Origin of the sequence: Micromonospora lupini, from assembly GCF_026342015.1 — a bacterium.
GTDB classification, from domain to species: domain Bacteria; phylum Actinomycetota; class Actinomycetes; order Mycobacteriales; family Micromonosporaceae; genus Micromonospora; species Micromonospora lupini_B.
Genome location: NZ_JAPENL010000001.1, coordinates 575,832 through 593,913, shown reverse-complemented (window position 1 = coordinate 593,913; position 18,082 = coordinate 575,832). Strand labels below are relative to the sequence as shown.

Genomic DNA, 18,082 nt, shown 5'->3' with positions numbered 1-18,082 from the left:
CCCCGGCTTCTTTCTGGCAGTCGTCCCGGAGCGGCGCGACCCAGGAGCCCGGGACAGTTTGGTGAAGGATTCTCAGACATGGCGGGGCGGGTTCCGCAGTCAGGCAACCGTCACCGACCGTACGCGACAGGACCACTGTGGATCGGCCGCCCGCGCCTAGCGTGGGCGGTGCGACGTCGGAGCGTAGTGACTTCGACAGTCAACCTCAGGGGGTCTCGTGCGCAGGAAACTCGGATTCGTCCCGGTGGGCGTCATGCTGGTGGCCACTCTCGCCGTCGCACAGACGCCGGCTGCGGCGGGCGCCGCGGCGGCGGACGCGCCAAGCGCCTCGGCGACAGTGGCCGAGGCACGCGCCACCATCCACGGTCGGCCGTCCACCGAGGCGGACACCGCGGCGTCGGCGGGAAACGCCTACTGGACACCGGAGCGCATGCGCGCTGCCCGCCCCGCCCCCATGCCCGACGGGGTCGACACCTTCGACGGGGAGGCCGCCGACCGTCCCGGCCGCATCGGCGCGGCCCGTGACGTGGCGAACCCTGCGGCCCCACGATCGTCGACGGCCGGTGTGCGCGCGTTCGCGGGCGGCGCCAGCCAGGGCACCCAGTCGGTGAACGCCTCACCCGGAGTCGGGCGCGTCTTCTTCACCCACAACGACGAGGACTTCTTCTGCTCCGGCGCGACCATCAACAACCCGCAGGCCAACATGGTGTCCACCGCCGGGCACTGCGTCCATCCCGGTGACGGCGGGTCGGTCTGGTTCGACAACTGGGCGTACGCCCCGGAGTTCACCGACGGTGTCGCGCTGCACGGCCTCTGGTTCGCCAAGGAGTTCACCTCGGTGCAGGGCTGGGTCGACTGGGGTTACCTCTGGTGGGACTTCGCGTTCGTCACCATGCACCCCCGCAACGGCGACCGGCTCGTGCACGTCACCGGCGGGCAGGGGCTCAGCGTCAACAAGTCCAAGACACTGACGGCGATGCTGCTCGGCTACCCCGGCGAGGCCCCGTACGACGGTCAGTCGCAGTACTACGCCCAGGGTGGCATCAAGGCCGCCGGGGCGCAGCGGGTCAAGCTGAAGGACTGCCCGCTCAACCACGGCTCCAGCGGAGGCCCGTTCCTGCGCGCCTGGGACAACGACCTCCGGTTCGGGTACGTCAACTCGGTGATGTCGTACAAGTACTCCGGCAACATGTACGGCCCCTACTTCGACGACGACGTGCTGGACATCTACAACGTGGCGAAGAACAAGCAGTGACAGGCGCCGTGGCTTGACAAGCACCGGGTTCCAGAGTGGACGATGCAGCGTGCGGATTCTCGTGGTGGGTGGCAGTGGCCTGATCGGCGCTCATGTCGTGGACGTGCTGCGCGAGCGCGGCCATGCCACCACCACTGTGGCGCGGACCGCCCAGCCGGGCGTCGACCACCTGCTCGACGTCGGGTCCGCCTCGATCGAGCAACTGCGGCCGCTGCTCGCCGGTCACGACGGTGTCGTGTACGCCACCCGCACCGACGAGCAGCGGCCGCTGCCCAAGCCGATCTATCCGCAGTTCCGCGACGACAACGTCGAGCCGGTGGTGCGCCTGTTCACGGCCGCCCGCCTGGAGGGCCTCACCCGCGGCGTCGTGATGGGCTCGTACTACACCTACTTCGACAGGCGGCATCCGCAGTGGCGGCTCGCCGAGCGCCACACGTACATCAGGTGCCGGGTCGAGCAGGCCCGGGAGGGACGCGCGGCGGCCGGCCCGGATCTGCCGATCGCCGTCCTCGAACTGCCGTTCGTCTTCGGTCGTTCCGGCGACCGGCTGCCGAACTGGGCCGGGCCGCTGGACCGGTGGGCGCGCTCCCGTACCCCTCTGGTGGCCCCGACCGGCGGGAGCGCCGCGGCCTCGGCGCGCAGCGTCGCCGAGATGACGGCGGACGCTTTGGAGCAGGCCAGCGGCGCGGACATCCCGGTCGCCGACGAGAACCTCACCTGGCACGACATGCTCGGGCGCATCGCCGAGGCGGTGGGCCGACGCCGCCGGGTCGGCCGACTGCCGACCGGCGTGGCGAAGGCCGCCCTGCGACTCGGCGGCGCGGCGCAGGGTCTCGGCGGCAAGGAGTCGGGCATCAATCCCACCCACCTCGCGGACCTGCTGCTCGCCGAGCTGTTCGTCGAGCCGACGACCGGCCGGTCGCTGGACTCCGCGCTGCGCGAGACCTTCCCCGCCTGACCTGAGTAGCTGCGCCGGAGCGAAGGAGGGGCTATTCCGGCCGCTGGCCGCCGCGTCGGGCTGACCGGACCGGGGCGATGCGGGGTCGGCCGACCCGAAACACCGCGAGCGGAAGGCCTGCGACCCGTTCGGCGAGCCGCCCGGCGGTCGTGGGGCAGTCGATGAGCTGGCTGAGCGGATGGACCGCCAGGCCGTGCCGGGCCAGAGCCAGCCACGTACGCAGCAGACGTCGGCCCGCGCTGATCCGGTCGTCGTCGTCGGCGGCGAGGAGGACCAGGACGCTGCCGTCGTAGCGCAACAGGCCGCGGCCGCTGGCGGCCAGCAGCGCCGGCAGGCCCAGGCGGCGGGTGACCGGGTACGCGCGCAGCGCGGCGGACAGGACGCCCGCTTCGATCCGGGACAGGCCGAGCGCTCGGTCCGTGAGTCCGTCGAGATGATAGCGAGGATGGCGTGGGCTCAGGCGCAGCCAGTCCCGCAACTCGACAGCGACGGCGGGTGTGCCGAACATCCACCTGTCGGCGACGACCAGGTCCGATACGAGTTCCCGGGTCGGGACGTGTGCGACACCCGGCTCGAGATCGGCGAGGACGGCGTCGTCGACGTACCCGGGTGCGTATGGGCCACGGGCGACCCGGCGGGCCTCGATGTCGGCGATCGTGAACGGAGTCGCGTACCGATGTGCCGCGGGGACCAGTCGTGGACCGGGCGCCACGGTGACGGTGAGGCCGAGTTCGGCGGAGACGATGAGGCAGGTCTCGACGAACGCGCCGATGCCGAGGGTCAGGTCGCGCCCGGTCGGGTCGGAGTCGGGCAGGCGGCAGGCGGGATCGACGTCGATGGTGATCTCGTCGGCGTGGTAGCCCGGTCGCCACGGCTGCGTGTTGTGTGCGCTCGGCGCCCGGCGGCAGATCGCCTCGGTGGCCCGCAACTGCTCGACCCAGCTCACGCGGCTCCTCGCTCGTAGAAGGTGTACCCGTGCAGTGGCCGCCCACCCGCGCGCCGGTACTGGGCGGCCGAGGCGACGTTCGTCCGCTCGACGAAGGTGCTGCGCAACGTCCGGTAGCCGTTGCGGGCGAGGTTGCGGTGCAACTCCCGGGACAGCAACGTCAGGTACCCGTTGCCCTGCTCATCGGGAACGGTGCCCTTGATGATGAGGACCGCGTCCCGCCGGTACCGGCCGCGGGTGGCGAGAAGCCGGAGCTGATTGAGGACGCCGAGCCGACCGCCGACGCTCATGAGGTATTCGGAGATGTCCGGCACGGTGACGACGAACGCGACGGGACGGCCGGCCTTCTCCAGCCAGAGGAGCAGCCCCTCGTCGAGCAGGAACGCCAGACCGTCGGTCTGCTCCGCCAACTGCTCGGCGGAGATGTCGGTGTAGTAGCCGAGCTGCGCGAAGCTGGCGTTGAGCATCCGGCGCAGGATCGGCAGTTGACTGCGCAGGCGCCACCGGGAGCCGTGCCGGATGACGAGCCGTTCGGCGGCCATCCGGGCATCGTCGAAGGCGAACCCGTGGTCGACGTCCGCGGCCGGCGGCGCACCCGTCGCCGTAGCGGCGAGGTCGACGCGCCAGGTGTCGGCCTCGAAGCGACTGTGGAAGCCGTGCCGCTCGTACATGTCCGGGTAGTAGGCCGGGTTCCACGCCGAGTCCACGAACCCACGGTCGGCGAAGCCGGAGGTGATCACCCCGCCGGTCTGGTTGGGCAGCAGGGCCACCGGCCCGAACAGGTGTCGACCGTCGGCCCGGCTACCGACCGCATCCATGATCGCGGCGAAGACGGCGTCGTCATCGACGAACTCGGTGTGCCCGAACAGCTGCCGCGGGCCGACCTTGGCGTCGAAGGCCGCACTGCGGTGCATGCTTGTGCGTCCCACGACCTCGCCGCGTCGGTCGCGGACCACGAACAGCTCGGCGGCGCCGCGGTGGGCCGCGATGACCGATGACACCAGGGGTACGTACCTGTCGGTCGGGTGGAGCCGGAGCGGAAAGTCGACGAATGCCCGCAGGTCGGCCCGCGACTGCACGGGATCCAGTCTCATGCGCGGTGCACCGGCGGGCCGGACGTCTCACGCGAGAGCGGGGTGAAGGTCGGTATGTGCGCCATCCCGTCGGACTCGGCACGCCAGATGCCGTTGCTGTAGCCCTCGGGCTCGGCGTTGTAGAGGCGGATGTAGCCGCCTGTCGCGTTCTTCGTGCCGTGATCGGTCACCCAGCACATGAGGTCACGGTGATGGCGGCTGCGGGCGAACGTCAACAGCGCGTCACGGTCGCTGAAGAAGGCGATGGTGCCGAGTGTGAACGGGAACTGGTAGTAGACGGTGTGCCACAGGTATCCGTCCATTCGTCTCATCTGCCGGACCATTCGGAACCAGGTCCTGGTGAGCGTGAGGATCGAGCGCGGCCCCCGGTAACGGGTGGCGCCGACGAACATGGCTGACGCCTGGCCCACCGGGGGCGCGGCGGAGAAGTCGGTGGTCCTCATGCCGGGATGCCCTTCACCAGGTACACGTTCTTGATCGTGGATGCCGCGTCGGCGAACGGGCCGGTGCCGTACTCGTGGACCGCCACCCGCAGGTCCGCCGCGGACGGGTCCTCGGCGAGGGACTCGGCGAAGTCCCTGCTGACCTCGGCGAGGTGGCGCACCACTCCCGCGCGGCAGGTGTCGGTAAGGGTTCGCCGCTGCGCCGGGTCGAGCGTCAGGCCCTCGCGGAGTTGCAGGTTGACGACCGGCCGGCTCTCCAGGTCGGCCTGTTCGGTCACCGCGAGGCAGAAGCTCTGCAGCAGGTGCGCCTGGGGATTGCCGGCATAGAGGCCGTACTCGACGTCCTGCGGGTAGATGTTGGCGCCCATGTACGAGATCGTGCTGTCCTTGCGGCCGTACAGGAACAGCAGTGGTAGACGCATCCGGTCGACCTGCCAGGCGCGGTCCGCGGCGGCCCGCGCCGCGGGGTCGGCGATCGCGGCCAGGACATCCGGGTACGAGATCAGCAGGCCCTCGTCGCCGATGTTGTAGCGGACCCGCGGATTGAGCACCGCCGTCGAGTTGATCGTGCAGAGCACCTCGTGGTCCGGAGTGGTCTCCAGGTACGTCTCCAGCGGGTTGTACTGGAAGACCATCGGCAGCCGGTGCTCGTCGGCGCCGAGCAGGGCGGTCCGCAGTGCGACGTCGGTCCGCAGTCGTCGGCGGACCCAGACGCTGAAGTCGCTCTCCCCGGCCATCCCGATGGTGAGGTCGCTGGCCCCGTAGCCGGAGCGCACCTTGACGAAGCGCTCCTCCAGGTAGTCGCGCAGCGCCTCGGTCATTCCCTCACCGCCGACAAGTCCGCTGATGCGGTACTCGGCCCAGGGGAAGTCCTCGGCGTCGAGCTTGTCGCGCAGGTGCTTCAGAAACGGTGGGTAGGCGGTGACGATGTAGTCGAACCCGGGGCCGAAGTACGACAGCGTGTCGGCGATCTTCCGCAGGTCGGGCCCCGTGTTCTTGACCATCGCGATCGCCGACATGGCGATGCCGGTGTTGGTCCCGGTCGCCCAGGCGCCCATCGAGTACGCGTTGATGACGAACCGCCGCTTCGACGGGAACACCATTGTCGCGTAGCCGGCCAGGTTCTTGTGCACCGAGCGCAGCTCGCGGCGGCTGCGGATCCAGTTGAACGGCTGGCCGGACGAGCCCGACGACTCGTCGACCACGCTGCCGGCGATCTCGATCTCCCCGTGCCGACAACGCTGTGCCTCCGGGTACGCCTGCACGTACGACCGCTTGTCGGTGGGCGGGTAGGACGACAGATCGAACCAGCGGAACCGCCAATTGTGGCGGCGGAGGAAATCGCCGTACGCGGGCACGTCGATCGCGGCGAACTGGCAGGTCATCCAGGCGTGCAGCCGGGCGAAGCGCCCCAGGTGGGGACGGTACTGACGTGCCGTGAGTCGCCACACCGCCGGATGGATCCGGTAGAGGGTGTAGAGCCAGGTCAGGGCGAAACTTGCGGCCCGCAGGGTCCACCGACGGAGGAATGTCACCACGCGGCAACACTATTGGCCTGTCGAGCCGGCCACTTGATGGCGGGTACTCAGCTGTCCTGAGTGTTCGACCGAGCGTTGGTGGGGCGCGCGTGGTACGCGGTCTTGACGTCGGCCGAGAAACCGCAGGCGCGGTAGAAGCCGTGGGTTGCCGCGTCGCGCGAGCCCGTCATCAGCATCGCCTTGTAGCAGCCGGCGTCCCACGCGGCCTGGAGCGTGCCGGCCATGATCTGCCGACCCAGACCGGTGCCGCGTCGCGCGCGCTCGACGACGACGTTCTCGATGACGGCGTACGGCGAAGCCGACCGGCTGATGTTCGGGATCACGTTGAGGTACGTCGTGGCGACGACGATCCCGTCGGATTCGAGGACGAACAGATGCAGCCCCGGCGAGCCCAGGATCCGCTGGAAGGCCGCCTCGTCGGCGCCGTCGTCAAGCACCGGATCGTCCGGGTTGAGTTGCCGGTAGAGGTCGATGATCTGCGCGAAGTCGTCGGGCCGGGCCGCACGGAACATGCCTCGAGCGTAGCCAGGGATCGGTGTGGCGGTGGTGCACGACTGTGGCGGTCAGGGGCCCGACGGGCCTCGGTCCTCGAACTCGTAGGTGGTGGTCAGGGCCTCCGGCAGGTCGGGGACGAGGGCGAACGTGCCGTCGACGACCTGCACGTAGCGCCTGCCCTGCAGGATCGAGTAGCTGCCGTCGGCGACCCGGTCGATGATGAAGAGCTGCGTCGCCGCGGTCGGGTCGCAGGCGCGGGCACGGACGCTGCCCGGCGCGGCGTCGTGCACAACTGTCATGCAGACCTGGCCGGCGCCGGCGGGGTTGGCCGCCACGATCCGGAACGCCTTGCCCGCCGGCCGCAGGACCCACAGCGCCCGGTCGTCGACGCCCGGCCCGGCGGTGGCCCGTACCCGGTCGTCGTCGGGGCCGCTCGCCAACGCCGCCCCGGCCAGGCCGGGAACCACGATCCGGACCTGCCGGCGACCGCCGAGAATGTCCTGCGGCCCCGCCGGGGAGGTCTGGCTCGGGGAGGTCTGGGTCGGGGCGAGCGACGACGGGACGGCCGGCGGGGAGGTCACGCCCGCCGGGCCCGCGGTCGGCGTCGTGTCGTCGACGCGTGCCCGCAGCACTGTGGCGCCGACGGCCGCGACCAGCACGGCCAGCCCCACGCCGGTGACTGCCGCACGGCGTCGCCGCCGCCGGTCGCTGCGCCCCCGCAGCGCCCCCGCCGGGGGCAGGGTCGTGACGCGTCGGACCTCGTCGACGATCGCCCGCAGGTCGTCGTGCGGATCAGGCATGGGAGGTCCCCTCCTGGTTCACCTCGGTCAGCAGCCCGGCCATCGCCCGACGACCACGGGCGAGGTACGTCTTGACGGTCCCGACGGGGGCCCGCATCTCGGCTGCCACCTCGGCGACGCTGAGATCGTTCAGGTGGTGCAGCACGACGGCACGGCGCTCGTTGGCGCCGAGCCGTTGCAGCGCCTGGATCAGCGCGACGTGGTCCTCGCTGAGGCCGGGCACACTCTGGTCGACGGCGGCCCGGTGGTGGGCGCGAATCCGGTTGAACGTCTTGCGCCAGCTGCTCACCGCCGCTCGGGAGGCGACCGCGCGGACCCACGCCTCCGGGCTGTCCGCCTCCCGGACGGTGTGCCAGCGCTGCCACGCCCGCATGAACGCCTCCGCGACCGCGTCCTCGGCCTCGCTGCGGTTGCCTGTCAGCGCGTAGACGTGACCCACGATCCGCCCGGCGCAGGCGGCGTAGAGGGCGTCGAACTCCTCAGCGTCACGCATCCGACCTGCGCCTTTCGAGCCTCGTCCCCCTGGTCACCGCGCATCGAACTCGCCGCGCCGACCTTGCCTCCCCGCACCCGGTCAGTTTGTGATCACGGTCACACTGCCAAAGATCAACCGGGTGGCGAGCCCAGACGTCATCGTGCCGTCCCGGGAGACGCCCGTGGCGGAGAGGACGATGTGCGACGACGTCAACGACGCGCCCTGACGGCCGGGGTGCTCGCGACAGCACTTGTCGCGGCGGGGCTGGCGGCCAACCCGGCGAGCGCGCAGGTGCGGCCGGCGGCCACCGTCTCCGGCAGGCCCGGCACGCCCGGCACCTTCACGCTGATCACCGGCGACCGGGTGTCCATCGACGGGGCCGGCCGCCCGGCGATCGAGCGGGGGCCGGGACGGACCGCGATGCGCTTCGTGATCAGCCGGGAGGGTGGCCACCAGTTCGTCGTTCCGGTGGACGCCCTGCCGCTGCTGCGCGACGGGCGGCTCGACCGGCGACTGTTCGACCTCACCACGCTGGCCGGGTTCGGCTACGACGACCGGGCGGCCGACCTGCCGCTGCTGGTCGCGTACCCCGGAAAGAACGCGGCGGGGGCGCGGACCGCGACGGTCGGGGGCGACGGGCGCGTGCGGGCCGACCTGCCCGCCGCCCACGCCCTTGCGGTGCGGGCGGGCCGCGACGAGCGGGTGACGCTGTGGTCGTCGCTCACCCGGGGCACGTCGATGGCGCGCACCCTCGCCGACGGGGTCAGCGCCGTCTGGCTCGACGGCAAGCGGCGGGTGACGCTTGACCGCAGCGTGCCGCAGATCGGCGCCCCGGCGGCCTGGCAGGCCGGCTTCGACGGCACCGGCGTCACCGTCGGCGTGCTGGACACCGGCATCGACGCCGCCCACCCCGACTTCGCCGGGCACCTCACCGAGGTCCGGGACTTCACCGGCGGCGGCGACCCCTCCGACGCGGTTGGTCACGGCACCCACGTGGCGTCGACGATCATGGGGAGCGGCGCCGCCTCCGGTGGCCGGTACCGGGGTGTCGCTCCGGGCGCGAAGCTGCTCGTCGGCAAGGTCTGCGCCACCACCGAGTGCCAGGACTCGGACATCATCACAGGCATGCAGTGGCTCGCCCCGCAGACCCGGGTGGTCAACCTGAGCGTGGGCGGCGACGACGCGCCCGGACTCGACCCCCTGGAGACGGCGGTCCAGGACCTCAGCCGGGAGTACGGCACGCTGTTCGTGGTCGCCGCCGGCAACGAGGGCAAGCCGAAGTCCGTGTCCTCCCCGGCGTCCGCCGACGACGCGCTCGCCGTCGCGGCCGTCGACGCCGACGACCAGCGGGCGTACTTCTCCAGTCGGGGCCCCCGCGTCGGCGACAACCACATCAAGCCCGAGATCAGCGCGCCGGGCGTCGACATCGTCGCGGCCGCCCCCGGCGGCGACTACGCCACCATGGCGGGCACGTCGATGGCCACCCCACACGTGGCGGGCAGCGCCGCGATCCTCGCCGGCCAGCACCCGGACTGGACCGGAGCGCAGCTCAAGGCCGCGCTGATGGACTCGGCCAAGCCGACAGGCGCGGACACCCTCTACGAGCAGGGCGCGGGCCGGGTCGACATCGCCCGCGCGGTCGCCCAGCCGGTCGCCGCCGACGTGGCCGCCATCGACTTCCCGGTCCAGCGTTGGCCGCACGCCGACGACACCCCCGTCACCCGGGTCGTCGGCTACCGCAACACCGGCACGTCGCCGGTCACCCTGTCGCTGACCGTCGCCCCCGCGCCGGCCGGCATGCTCACCGTCAGCCCGAGCACGCTCGTCGTGCCGGCCGGCGGCCGGGCCGAGGCCACGATCACCGTGGACACCCGGGTGGACGCCGCCGACGGCGTCTACCAGGGCGCGGTCGTCGCCACCGGCGCGGGCGACCTGCGGGTACGCACGCCGTTCGCCCTCAACCGCGAGATCGAGAGCTACGACGTCGCGCTCCCCCACACCGGCCGGGACGGGAAGCCGGCCACCGAGTACACGACAGTCGCGGCGAACCTCGCCACCGGCGAGTTCAGCACCCTCACCTCCGCGCCGGGCGGCGGCACCCTGCGGCTGCCCACGGGTCGCTACGCGCTCTACAGCACCATCCACGAGGGCAGCGCCTCGACGCTGCTCGTCCAGCCGGTCCTTGACGTCCACGGCCCGGTCACCGAGGCCGTCGACGCCCGTACCGCCAAGCCCGTCGCGCTGACCGTGCCGCAGCGCGACGCCGCGCCCACCGCGATCAACGTGAGCGCGAACTGGAACGACGGCTTCCGCTACCCGGGAGTGCAGCTCAGCGGCGTGTCGTTCGCGGACGTGTTCTTCGGCCGGATCGGGCCCGCCGTCGCCGCCCCGGAGTTCGCCGCGACGCTCGGCGTCGGGCTCGCCCGCCCCGGCCGGGACGGAACCTTCCGCAACAGTCCCTACACGTACGACCTCGCCTACGTCCGCCAGGGCGACATGTTCACCGGCCTGTCGACGAAGCTGACGCCGAAGAACCTCGCCACCGTCACCGCGACGTACCGCCGCCAGTCCACCACGGCGACGGCCGTCCGGTTCCACCGCGCGGCGGCGGCCGGCGGGTCCGGCTCGATCGGGTCGAACACGCCCATCGACCTGCCGTTTCACGGCACCGAGTACTACAACACCGACGGCGGCCTCACCTGGACGTCCACGTTCGTCGAGGGCGACAACTCCACCATCCAGGAGTCGACCTTCCAGCCGGGGCGGGCGTACACCCAGACCTGGAACGCGGCCCCGTTCGGCCCGTCGGTGGCCCAGGCGCCAACCCTGAACCCCCTGGGGTACGCGGGCCGCGACGGCGACACCATCTCGATCGCGGCGCTGCCGCTGTTCGGTGACGCCACCGGCCGTCCCGCCAGCCGCGACGATCTGCCTGTCGAGTTCCGGCTGTTCCGCAACGGCACGCGGATCGGCACCTCGGACAGCTCGTGGGCGGAGTTCACGGTGCCCGCCGACAGGGCCGACTACCGGCTGGAGGCCACCGTCAGGCGCGGCGCCCCGGACACCCTGTCGACGTCGGTCTCGGTGGCCTGGACGTTCAGCTCGGCGCACACGTCGTCGCCGCAGCGGCTGCCCCTGACGACGGCCCGCACGACGCCGACGCTCGACGACACCAACACCGCCCGGGCGGGCCGGATCATGGCGATCCCGGTCGGCCTGGACCGGCAGGCCGGCTCGTCGGCCGCGCCCAACCGGAAGCTCGGCGTCGCCGCGTCGTTCGACGACGGCAGGACGTGGATCGCGCTGCCCGTGGTGCGCGGCGTCGCGCTCATCGCGCACCCACGGCGAGCCGGTTTCGTGTCGCTGCGCGTGACGGCCACCGACACCGCCGGCAACACGGTGACGCAGACGGTGCTGCGGGCCTACCGGACCGCGTGACCTGCGGAGTCCGGGGCGGCCACCGTCGCCCCGGACTCCCTGGTCGTGCCGCCGGCCCTCGCGTTCGCTGCCGACGGGTCGGCGGCGTCGCCCTCGGCGGCGTGGCTGCCGGCGGGGTGGCTGCCGGCGGGGTGGGCGGCTTTCAGGAGTCGGCCGGCACTCCGGCCTCGAGCTGGCCGATCATCGGGGCGAGGAGGTCGTTGAGCTCCCGAGTCAGCACCGCGACCGCCCTGCGCGCCGCGGACGCCACCTGGTCCTGCGGCCCGGCGGGCGCCGGCGGCAGCTCACCGAGCGGGACCGGCGCCTCGACCTGAAGCAGCGCACGCAGGTGTGGACGGCGCGTCACGTCCTGCTCCGACGGGGTCGTGTACTGACCGAACATCTGCGGCCAGTCCTGCCAGCCCCTGTCGCGTTGCCACTGCTTCGTCCAGGTCAGCTCCGCCGGCCAGCGCGAGATCACCGTCACCGCGCAGACCATTCCCCCGTCCCACGGACTGCGCGTGCAGGACGCCGACAGGATCCGCCGGTGCCAGCGGACGTAGCCGGGCGACAGCTCACACGCGATGCGCCACGCGGTCGCCGCGAAGCTCACCGGCGCGATGTCGTCCCAACTGGGGGCGAACTCGTCGATCCGCGTCAGCACCTCGGCCTCGTACCGGCCACGGCCGTCGACGTCGTGTTCCCGGTCGAAGTGCTCGTCGATCCAGAAAGCGCGCGGTTCCGGCATGTTCATCCCCGTCCACAGCGGTCACCTCTTCGGACATCGTAGGGACCGCACGCTCCGGCGTACCGCATGTTCGCTCTCGGCGGCACGTTCATGCCTGTCGGCTCGCTCCCGCAGCGACCGTCACCACCGCCGTGAGCCGGGGGCGTATCGCCCTTGAGCGGTATACCTCTGAGTCACAAGGATGACTCAGAGGTATACGCCTCTCCGGGCCGATCGACCCGGCGCAGGCAACGTCGCTCAGCCGCCGAACACGCAGAAGGGGTTACCGTTGTGGTGGCGCCGGCCGGCTCCCGCATCCGCTCGCGTGCGAGGCTTGCGCGGTGACCGACTTCGGCATCCGCGCGGCCACCCCGGCCGACGCCGACTTCCTGGTGGACATGCTCGTCGAAGCCGTGAACTGGCTGCCCGAGCGCGACTGGCCTCGCGAGCGGATCCTGGCCGACCCCGCGCTGGCGCACTACGTGGCGGGGTGGATGCGGCGGGACGACGTCGGCGTGGTCGCGGTGGACCCGGCCGACCGACCGGTCGGGGCCGCCTGGTTCCGACACCTGGGCGCCGATGATCCCGGCTACGGGTACGTCGCCGACGACGTGCCGGAGCTGACCATAGGCGTCGTGGACGCCTGGCGGGGCCGGGGTGTGGGCCGGGCGCTGCTGCGCGCTGTCCTGGACGCCGCACGGAACGGCGGCATCCATACGGTGTCGCTGAGCGTCGAGCGGGCCAACGTCGCCGCCCGCCTCTACGCGTCCGAAGGGTTCCGCACCGTCGAGTCGTTCACGGACGCGGACACGATGGTCGCCGAGATCGGTCCCTGACACTCAGGTGAGCTGTTCGGCAAGCCCGACGATGATGCCCTCCGGGCCGCGCAGGTAGCAGAGCCGGAAGATGTCCTCGTACCGCTCCACCTCCCCGACCAGCTCAGCCCCACGGGCACGCAACCTGGCGATGACGTCCTCGATGTCGTCGACGGCGAACATGATCCGACGAATCCCCAGGGTGTTCGTCGGCGCGTTCTCCGGTTCGTGACGGATCGCCTTCGGCGTGTGGAACATCGCCAGCTCGACCTTGCCGTGACCGTCCGGGGTCCGCAGCATCGCGACCTCCTGGCGGACGTCGTCGAGGCCGATGACACGCTCCACCCACCGTCCCTCGACAGGCCCTCTGCCCTCCAGCTCCATGCCGAGTTCGACGAAGAACGCGATGACCGCGTCAAGGTCGTTGACAACAATGAGGACGTTGTCCATCCGTTGGATCGCCATACCGGATCTCCTCGCTCTGCTGCGGCCACCGTGGTCGCATCCTTCCCTGAGACGGAGCCGCCGGCGGGTTCTCGACATTGTCCGGATCATCTTCTCGAAGGAGACCGTGACGCGGTGGTTGTTCGACGCGACCCGTGGTCACGACTACCCGGCGGAGGCACTCGTGGCCCTGCTGAACGTCGCGGCCGATCACGGACTGACCCGGGTGGTCGCCCACACCACGGAGGTGCCCGTCGCTCAAGGCGATCAGCTCCACCATCCGGACAGCCATGATTCGAACCTCACCGATCGCCGACGCAGGCTCCGCCGGCTCGGACTGCCGGAGTGACATCATCGGGCAATGCCCGCGATTGAGGTTGTGCTCGGTGACATCACCAGCGAGGACGTCGACGCCATCGTCACCGCGGCAAACGAGTCTTTGTTGGGTGGCGGCGGTGTCGACGGGGCGATTCATCGTGCGGCAGGACCGCGCCTGGCCCAGGCGGGTGCCGGGCTCGCCCCCTGCGCGGCCGGCGACGCGGTCGCCACACCGGCGTTCGACCTCAACCCGCCGGTACGCCATGTCATCCATACCGTCGGCCCCGTATGGGAAGGCGGTGGCCACGGCGAGGCGGACATCCTCGCGTCGTGCTATCGGCGCAGCCTCGGCGTCGCCGACGAGGTCGGGGCCCGCAGCGTCGCCTTCCCCGCTATCGCCACCGGCGTGTACGGCTTCCCGCCCACGGAAGCAGCGAAGATCGCGATCTCGACCATCAGAGCAACCCCCACCGAAGTCGAGCACGTCCGCCTGGTCGCCTTCGACGACGAGACGTACGAGCTGCTGGCTGCGGCGGTGCAGTGAGGATGCACGAAGCCGACGGAACCGTCGACCCCCAGGATTGGACGGTTCGCGGGCTTCCACTACCCCCGACGCTTGTCGCCTTGTCGAAGCAGGGCCTCTGGCGGCACCCCGACGCCCACCTGCTGCGGATGTCATGCCGTGGTTCCAGGCCCCCTGATGTCCCAGGCACACCCGACAAAATTCTCCAGCCCGCGCCCCCTCGGACTTGACCATCACCCCTGCTTGTCTAACCGCTGGGTGGACACAGGGCCTGGCCGTCCACGCTCACCGGTGGGGCGTCCGATGTTAGGTTCGCGGCATGAGTCGGCAGATCACGGCGAGGGAGTTTCACGCAGCCGAGGGTGTCGAGGACTGGCGCTCTCTGTATCACCTGGTCTCCGCCCACTTCCCCACCGGTTCGCTCACCGACGGCATTGCTCTCGTCGATGAGATCGGCCGACTCGCCGACGAGACCGAGCAGCAGATTCTGACCATCGACCTGCGCGGCGCCGGCGTCACGGTGTCCCTGTCCCGCCGCGACGCCGGGCTGGCCCGGCGGATCTCGGCCGCCGCCACGGAGCGGGGACTTACCGCCGACCCGACCGCCGTGCAGGTCATCAACCTCACCCTCGACGCGCACGTCAGCGCGGACGTGCTGCCGTTCTGGCGTGCGGTGCTCGGCTACTCCCAGATCGGCGACGACTACCTCTACGACCCGTCGCGCCGCGGTCCCGGCTTCGGGTTGCAGCAGATGGAGGTGCCGCGCTCGCAACGCAACCGCATGCATCTCGATGTCGCCGTCCCGCACGACCAGGCCGAGGCGCGCATCGCCGCCGCCCTGGCCGCCGGCGGCCGGTTGGTGTCCGACACGCACGCGCCGATGTGGTGGGTTCTGGCCGACGCCGAGGGCAACGAGGTGTGCGTCGCCACCTGGGTAGGCCGCGATGTCGGAGCAGCCGGGACGGTCTGAGCCGCGGCTCCGCGCACCCGCCGCCATCATGGTCCCCCACGGCTGCGGTGCGCCCCATAGGGTCGGCGGCATGACGCCAGCCCCTGCTGCCACCGCATTCGACTCGCTGCGCCTCGACGCCGTGCCGGACCAGGAAACGCTGCGCCGGGCCTACGAACTCCCCAGCGAGGCGGCCGTGCGCAAACAGATGACCGAACTCACCGAACAGGCCCGACGGTTGATCGGCTGCTCGTCGTTGGTCCTGGTCGCCAGCGTCGATGCCGACGGCAACTGCGACGTCTCCCCACGCGGTGGCCCCGCCGGGTTCGTGGCTGTCCTGGACGCGCGGACGGTGGCGATACCGGACGCGACCGGCAACAAGCGCCTGGACACCCTGCAGAACGTCATCGCCACCGGACGGGCCGGGCTGCTGTTCATCATCCCGGGGCGCACCACGACACTCAGGGTGAACGGTCGGGCCTGCGTCTCCACACGCCCCGACCTGCTGTCGCAGCTCACCGCCGTGGGCAAGCCACCGGCCAGCGCGCTTGTGGTGGGAATCGAGGAGGTCTACCCGCACTGCCCCAAGTCGCTCCTGCGCACCGGCGTCTGGGACCCGGAGCGGTGGCTGCCGGCGGACGCCCAGCCCACCTCCGCCGAGGTGACGCTGGCCCAGCTACGGATGCCGGAGCTGACGATCGCCGACATCGAACAGGCGGAGGTTGACTCGCTGAAGTATCGCTACGAGTGATGGCCCGCGCAGCGATCGTGCCGAGCGCCCCTCGCCGCCGTGCCCGTTGGCATTGTATTGATCAACGGCGGGGTGTTGCGGACCTGGGCTCATCCTGCGCAGGTCGATGACGTCCTCGCCCAGGTGGAGATTGTCGCCGGGTTTCTCGACTCGTACGCCCCGACGCCCGCCAGCCCCTGGGCCGACGCGACGCCCGCCGGCCGGTGACGCCCGTATGAGCTTGGTGTCGGCGTTCGCACCGATCTGGATCCTTACCGCGGTCGGCTACGCGGCCTGTCGTACGGGCCTGCTTGGCGAGGCGGTGGCGTCGGTGCTCGGCCGATTCGTGTTCCATCTTGCGATGCCGTCTGCCCTGTTCCTAGTCCTGTCCCGAATGCCACTTTCCGGGTTCGCCGGCCGCTCGCTGCTCGCCTTCGGGGTGAGCACGGCCGCGGTCGTCGGGTTCGGGTGGGTTGGCGCGAGCTGGCTGTTCGGTCGTAGGCCAGGCGAACGGCCGATCTGGGGCATGGCCGCCGGGTACGTGAACTCGGCGAACCTCGGCATTCCGATCGCAACCCAGGTTATCGGCAACGTTGCGTTCCTGGCGGAGGTGGTGCTGCTGCAGGTGCTGGTGGTGACGCCCGTGATCCTGGTCGCCCTGGACCGGCACAGCGATCCGGCCGGGCGGGTACGGGTCGGCCGTATCGCCACCCTGCCGGTACGCAACCCTGTGATCCTGGCGTCGCTGCTCGGTGTCGCGTGCTCGGCTGCCGGCCTGCATCTGCCGTCGGCGGCCGGCGCGTCACTCACCCTGCTGTCGGGCGCCGCGGTCCCGGCCGCCCTGGTCGCGCTCGGCGCGTCGCTGCACGCCACGACGCCGTCGCGGGCCGAACCGGCCACGCTGGGCGAGCTGGCCGTGATCACCGCGCTGAAGCTCGTCGCCCAACCTGTCATCGCGTACGCGGCCGGGCTGGCCTTGCACCTGTCCGCGCCGCAGTTGCTCGCCGTGGTGGTGTGCGCGGGCCTGCCGACAGCGCAGAACACGTTCATCTTCGGCCAGGAGTACGGCGTCGGCGAGGCGGTGGCCAACCGGGCGGTGGTGGTGACCACGACGCTGTCGCTGGCCACCCTGGCCGCGGCGGCGGCGCTGCTCGGGTAGGTCCGTCAGCTGACTCGTCAAGCAATCATGGTGAGTCGCGCCGCTTGGCGACGTGGCGCGCTCGCCACCTTCACAGGCTCACCAGGACGATGCCGGCGGCGGCGATGCCGGCCTTCACGACCCGGTGCACCCCGAGGCTTTCCTTGAAGAACACCGCGCCGATCACCGCAGCGAAGACAACGCTGGTCTCCCGCAACGCCGCTACCGCGGCCGTCGCGCCGCTCGTCTGCGCGACCAGCACCAGCCCGTACGCGAGGAGAGAGACGAGGCCGCCGCCGAGGCCGACGGCCAAGCTGGACCGCTGCAGGCCGCGCAGGGCGCGGCCACGGCGCAGCAGCGCGATCGCCGGCAGGACCGGGCCCTGGAGAACTCCTGGTCGGTCCATTGTGGATCGCGTCGGGGTGCGGGTGATCTCGGCGGCCCGACCGGAGTGGATCTTCCCGTTCACCGGGTTTCAGCCCGCCCACTTCCGCCGCCTGGTTCGGCTTGTCGCCGAACCAGGCAGAGACACGATCACTGACGGGCGGCCGGGTCGGCAGTTGTCGCTCGACCTCGCCGACAAATGCCTACGGCGCAGGTTCCAGTACGACGACCGGGATCTGGCGGCTGGTCTTCCGCTCGTAGTCGGCAAAGCCTGGATATGCGGCCTTCTGCGCGCTCCAGATCCGTTCCCGCTCGTTCCCGGTGGCAACTCGGGCTACCAACTCGACCTTGTCCGTACCGATCTCCGCGTGGGTCTGTGGGTGAGCCAGCAGGTTGTGATACCAGTCGGGGTTGGTGGGCGCGCCGCCCTTGGACGCGAACACGGCGTAGCCGCCGTCCACCTTCTGGTACATCATCGGGTGCACACGAGGCTCGCCGCTCTTGGCGCCGACCGTGTGCAACAGCAGCAGCGGCGCGCCAGCGAACTGACCGCCGACCTGCCCACCATTGGCGCGAAACTCTTCGATGATCTTAACGTTCCAGTCGCTCATGCCTTCTCCTCGCCTCCGCGAA

21 protein-coding genes and 1 pseudogene are annotated in these 18,082 nt (G+C 71.1%); 11 read left to right on the top strand and 11 right to left on the bottom strand.

Going from position 1 to position 18,082, the window contains the following annotated elements; genetic code table 11:
• The first annotated feature begins 217 nt into the window (after positions 1-217).
• Entirely contained in the window at positions 218-1,255 is a 1,038-nt protein-coding gene (locus OOJ91_RS02745) for a trypsin-like serine peptidase (RefSeq protein WP_266242004.1), read from the top strand.
• Positions 1,256-1,304: 49 nt separating this feature from the next.
• Positions 1,305-2,213: an NAD-dependent epimerase/dehydratase family protein gene (locus OOJ91_RS02740; RefSeq protein ID WP_266242003.1), complete on the top strand. Its 909-nt coding sequence runs from the start codon at positions 1,305-1,307 to the stop codon at positions 2,211-2,213.
• Between the two features lie 31 nt (positions 2,214-2,244).
• On the opposite strand, the gene OOJ91_RS02735 is transcribed toward OOJ91_RS02740, so the two are convergent.
• The 7 genes from OOJ91_RS02735 to OOJ91_RS02705 are packed head-to-tail and all read right to left on the bottom strand — an operon-like array spanning position 2,245 to position 8,022.
• Positions 2,245-3,159: a hypothetical protein gene (locus OOJ91_RS02735; protein ID WP_266242002.1), complete on the bottom strand. Its 915-nt coding sequence runs from the start codon at positions 3,157-3,159 to the stop codon at positions 2,245-2,247.
• Positions 3,156-4,253 (bottom strand): hypothetical protein, encoded by a 1,098-nt coding sequence (locus tag OOJ91_RS02730; protein WP_266242000.1) that lies wholly within the window; start codon positions 4,251-4,253, stop codon positions 3,156-3,158. Before OOJ91_RS02730 ends, OOJ91_RS02735 begins: the two co-directional genes overlap by 4 nt.
• Positions 4,250-4,696, bottom strand: a complete 447-nt coding sequence (locus tag OOJ91_RS02725) for a monooxygenase family protein (protein WP_266241998.1) — start codon at positions 4,694-4,696, stop codon at positions 4,250-4,252. Before OOJ91_RS02725 ends, OOJ91_RS02730 begins: the two co-directional genes overlap by 4 nt.
• Positions 4,693-6,234, bottom strand: a complete 1,542-nt coding sequence (locus tag OOJ91_RS02720) for a phenylacetate--CoA ligase family protein (RefSeq protein ID WP_266241996.1) — start codon at positions 6,232-6,234, stop codon at positions 4,693-4,695. Before OOJ91_RS02720 ends, OOJ91_RS02725 begins: the two co-directional genes overlap by 4 nt.
• 47 nt (positions 6,235-6,281) lie before the next feature.
• Complete coding sequence (locus OOJ91_RS02715) at positions 6,282-6,746, bottom strand: GNAT family N-acetyltransferase (protein WP_266241994.1); 465 nt, start codon at positions 6,744-6,746, stop codon at positions 6,282-6,284.
• Positions 6,747-6,797: 51 nt separating this feature from the next.
• Positions 6,798-7,529 carry a hypothetical protein gene (locus tag OOJ91_RS02710; RefSeq protein ID WP_266241992.1) on the bottom strand — a complete coding sequence of 244 codons (732 nt, stop codon included), beginning with the start codon at positions 7,527-7,529 and terminating at the stop codon, positions 6,798-6,800.
• Positions 7,522-8,022 carry a SigE family RNA polymerase sigma factor gene (locus OOJ91_RS02705; RefSeq protein WP_266241990.1) on the bottom strand — a complete coding sequence of 167 codons (501 nt, stop codon included), beginning with the start codon at positions 8,020-8,022 and terminating at the stop codon, positions 7,522-7,524. The genes OOJ91_RS02710 and OOJ91_RS02705 overlap by 8 nt, the downstream gene beginning before the upstream one ends.
• A gap of 180 nt (positions 8,023-8,202) precedes the next feature.
• On the opposite strand from OOJ91_RS02705, the gene OOJ91_RS02700 reads away from it, so the two are divergent.
• Positions 8,203-11,442, top strand: a complete 3,240-nt coding sequence (locus OOJ91_RS02700; RefSeq protein WP_266241989.1) for a S8 family peptidase — start codon at positions 8,203-8,205, stop codon at positions 11,440-11,442.
• Between the two features lie 142 nt (positions 11,443-11,584).
• Here OOJ91_RS02700 and OOJ91_RS02695 read toward each other — a convergent pair whose 3' ends face one another.
• Entirely contained in the window at positions 11,585-12,169 is a 585-nt protein-coding gene (locus OOJ91_RS02695) for a hypothetical protein (RefSeq protein WP_266241988.1), read from the bottom strand.
• A 320-nt stretch (positions 12,170-12,489) separates the two neighbouring features.
• Between OOJ91_RS02695 and OOJ91_RS02690 the strand changes: the two genes are divergently transcribed.
• Positions 12,490-12,984: a GNAT family N-acetyltransferase gene (locus OOJ91_RS02690; protein ID WP_266241987.1), complete on the top strand. Its 495-nt coding sequence runs from the start codon at positions 12,490-12,492 to the stop codon at positions 12,982-12,984.
• A 3-nt stretch (positions 12,985-12,987) separates the two neighbouring features.
• Here OOJ91_RS02690 and OOJ91_RS02685 read toward each other — a convergent pair whose 3' ends face one another.
• The gene (locus OOJ91_RS02685; protein ID WP_266241986.1) at positions 12,988-13,428 is read right to left on the bottom strand and encodes a VOC family protein; all 441 of its coding nucleotides are present in this window, start codon (positions 13,426-13,428) and stop codon (positions 12,988-12,990) included.
• 106 nt (positions 13,429-13,534) lie between these two features.
• Here OOJ91_RS02685 and OOJ91_RS02680 point away from each other — a divergent pair, with 106 nt between their 5' ends.
• The 6 genes from OOJ91_RS02680 to OOJ91_RS02655 all read left to right on the top strand — a co-directional run bounded on the left by OOJ91_RS02680 (position 13,535) and on the right by OOJ91_RS02655 (position 17,086).
• On the top strand, positions 13,535-13,756 hold the full coding sequence (locus OOJ91_RS02680; RefSeq protein ID WP_266241984.1) for a hypothetical protein: 222 nt from the start codon (positions 13,535-13,537) through the stop codon (positions 13,754-13,756).
• A 12-nt stretch (positions 13,757-13,768) separates the two neighbouring features.
• On the top strand, positions 13,769-14,269 hold the full coding sequence (locus tag OOJ91_RS02675) for an O-acetyl-ADP-ribose deacetylase (protein ID WP_266241983.1): 501 nt from the start codon (positions 13,769-13,771) through the stop codon (positions 14,267-14,269).
• 298 nt (positions 14,270-14,567) lie between these two features.
• Entirely contained in the window at positions 14,568-15,218 is a 651-nt protein-coding gene (locus OOJ91_RS02670) for a VOC family protein (RefSeq protein WP_266241981.1), read from the top strand.
• A gap of 70 nt (positions 15,219-15,288) precedes the next feature.
• Positions 15,289-15,948: an MSMEG_1061 family FMN-dependent PPOX-type flavoprotein gene (locus OOJ91_RS02665; protein ID WP_266241979.1), complete on the top strand. Its 660-nt coding sequence runs from the start codon at positions 15,289-15,291 to the stop codon at positions 15,946-15,948.
• A gap of 39 nt (positions 15,949-15,987) precedes the next feature.
• Positions 15,988-16,155 (top strand): hypothetical protein, encoded by a 168-nt coding sequence (locus OOJ91_RS02660; RefSeq protein ID WP_266241978.1) that lies wholly within the window; start codon positions 15,988-15,990, stop codon positions 16,153-16,155.
• Between the two features lie 7 nt (positions 16,156-16,162).
• Positions 16,163-17,086, top strand: a complete 924-nt coding sequence (locus tag OOJ91_RS02655) for an AEC family transporter (protein WP_266241977.1) — start codon at positions 16,163-16,165, stop codon at positions 17,084-17,086.
• A 70-nt stretch (positions 17,087-17,156) separates the two neighbouring features.
• Here the strand turns inward: OOJ91_RS02655 and OOJ91_RS02650 are convergent, their stop codons facing one another.
• Positions 17,157-17,534, bottom strand: coding sequence for an EamA family transporter (locus tag OOJ91_RS02650; RefSeq protein WP_266241976.1), 378 nt, complete (start codon positions 17,532-17,534; stop codon positions 17,157-17,159).
• Between OOJ91_RS02650 and OOJ91_RS02645 the strand changes: the two are divergent.
• Positions 17,488-17,655: pseudogene (locus OOJ91_RS02645) on the top strand (IS5/IS1182 family transposase); the annotation flags it as partial. The gene OOJ91_RS02650 and the pseudogene OOJ91_RS02645 overlap by 47 nt on opposite strands.
• Here the strand turns inward: OOJ91_RS02645 and OOJ91_RS02640 are convergent.
• A complete protein-coding gene (locus tag OOJ91_RS02640) occupies positions 17,653-18,060 on the bottom strand; it encodes a nitroreductase family deazaflavin-dependent oxidoreductase (RefSeq protein WP_266241975.1) in 408 nt (135 codons plus the stop codon). The pseudogene OOJ91_RS02645 and the gene OOJ91_RS02640 sit on opposite strands and share 3 nt — an antisense overlap.
• Positions 18,061-18,082 lie beyond the last annotated feature (22 nt).

Bases quoted from the DNA above. Each gene is read 5' to 3' on its own strand.
- OOJ91_RS02730 (WP_266242000.1), bottom strand. From the start codon at position 4,253: ATGAGACTGGATCCCGTGCAGTCGCGGGCCGACCTGCGGGCATTCGTC.
- OOJ91_RS02725 (WP_266241998.1), bottom strand. From the start codon at position 4,696: ATGAGGACCACCGACTTCTCCGCCGCGCCCCCGGTGGGCCAGGCGTCA.
- OOJ91_RS02715 (WP_266241994.1), bottom strand. From the start codon at position 6,746: ATGTTCCGTGCGGCCCGGCCCGACGACTTCGCGCAGATCATCGACCTC.
- OOJ91_RS02710 (WP_266241992.1), bottom strand. From the start codon at position 7,529: ATGCCTGATCCGCACGACGACCTGCGGGCGATCGTCGACGAGGTCCGA.
- OOJ91_RS02705 (WP_266241990.1), bottom strand. From the start codon at position 8,022: ATGCGTGACGCTGAGGAGTTCGACGCCCTCTACGCCGCCTGCGCCGGG.
- OOJ91_RS02695 (WP_266241988.1), bottom strand. From the start codon at position 12,169: ATGCCGGAACCGCGCGCTTTCTGGATCGACGAGCACTTCGACCGGGAA.
- OOJ91_RS02685 (WP_266241986.1), bottom strand. From the start codon at position 13,428: ATGGCGATCCAACGGATGGACAACGTCCTCATTGTTGTCAACGACCTT.
- OOJ91_RS02675 (WP_266241983.1), top strand. From the start codon at position 13,769: ATGCCCGCGATTGAGGTTGTGCTCGGTGACATCACCAGCGAGGACGTC.
- OOJ91_RS02670 (WP_266241981.1), top strand. From the start codon at position 14,568: ATGAGTCGGCAGATCACGGCGAGGGAGTTTCACGCAGCCGAGGGTGTC.
- OOJ91_RS02665 (WP_266241979.1), top strand. From the start codon at position 15,289: ATGACGCCAGCCCCTGCTGCCACCGCATTCGACTCGCTGCGCCTCGAC.
- OOJ91_RS02655 (WP_266241977.1), top strand. From the start codon at position 16,163: ATGAGCTTGGTGTCGGCGTTCGCACCGATCTGGATCCTTACCGCGGTC.
- OOJ91_RS02640 (WP_266241975.1), bottom strand. From the start codon at position 18,060: ATGAGCGACTGGAACGTTAAGATCATCGAAGAGTTTCGCGCCAATGGT.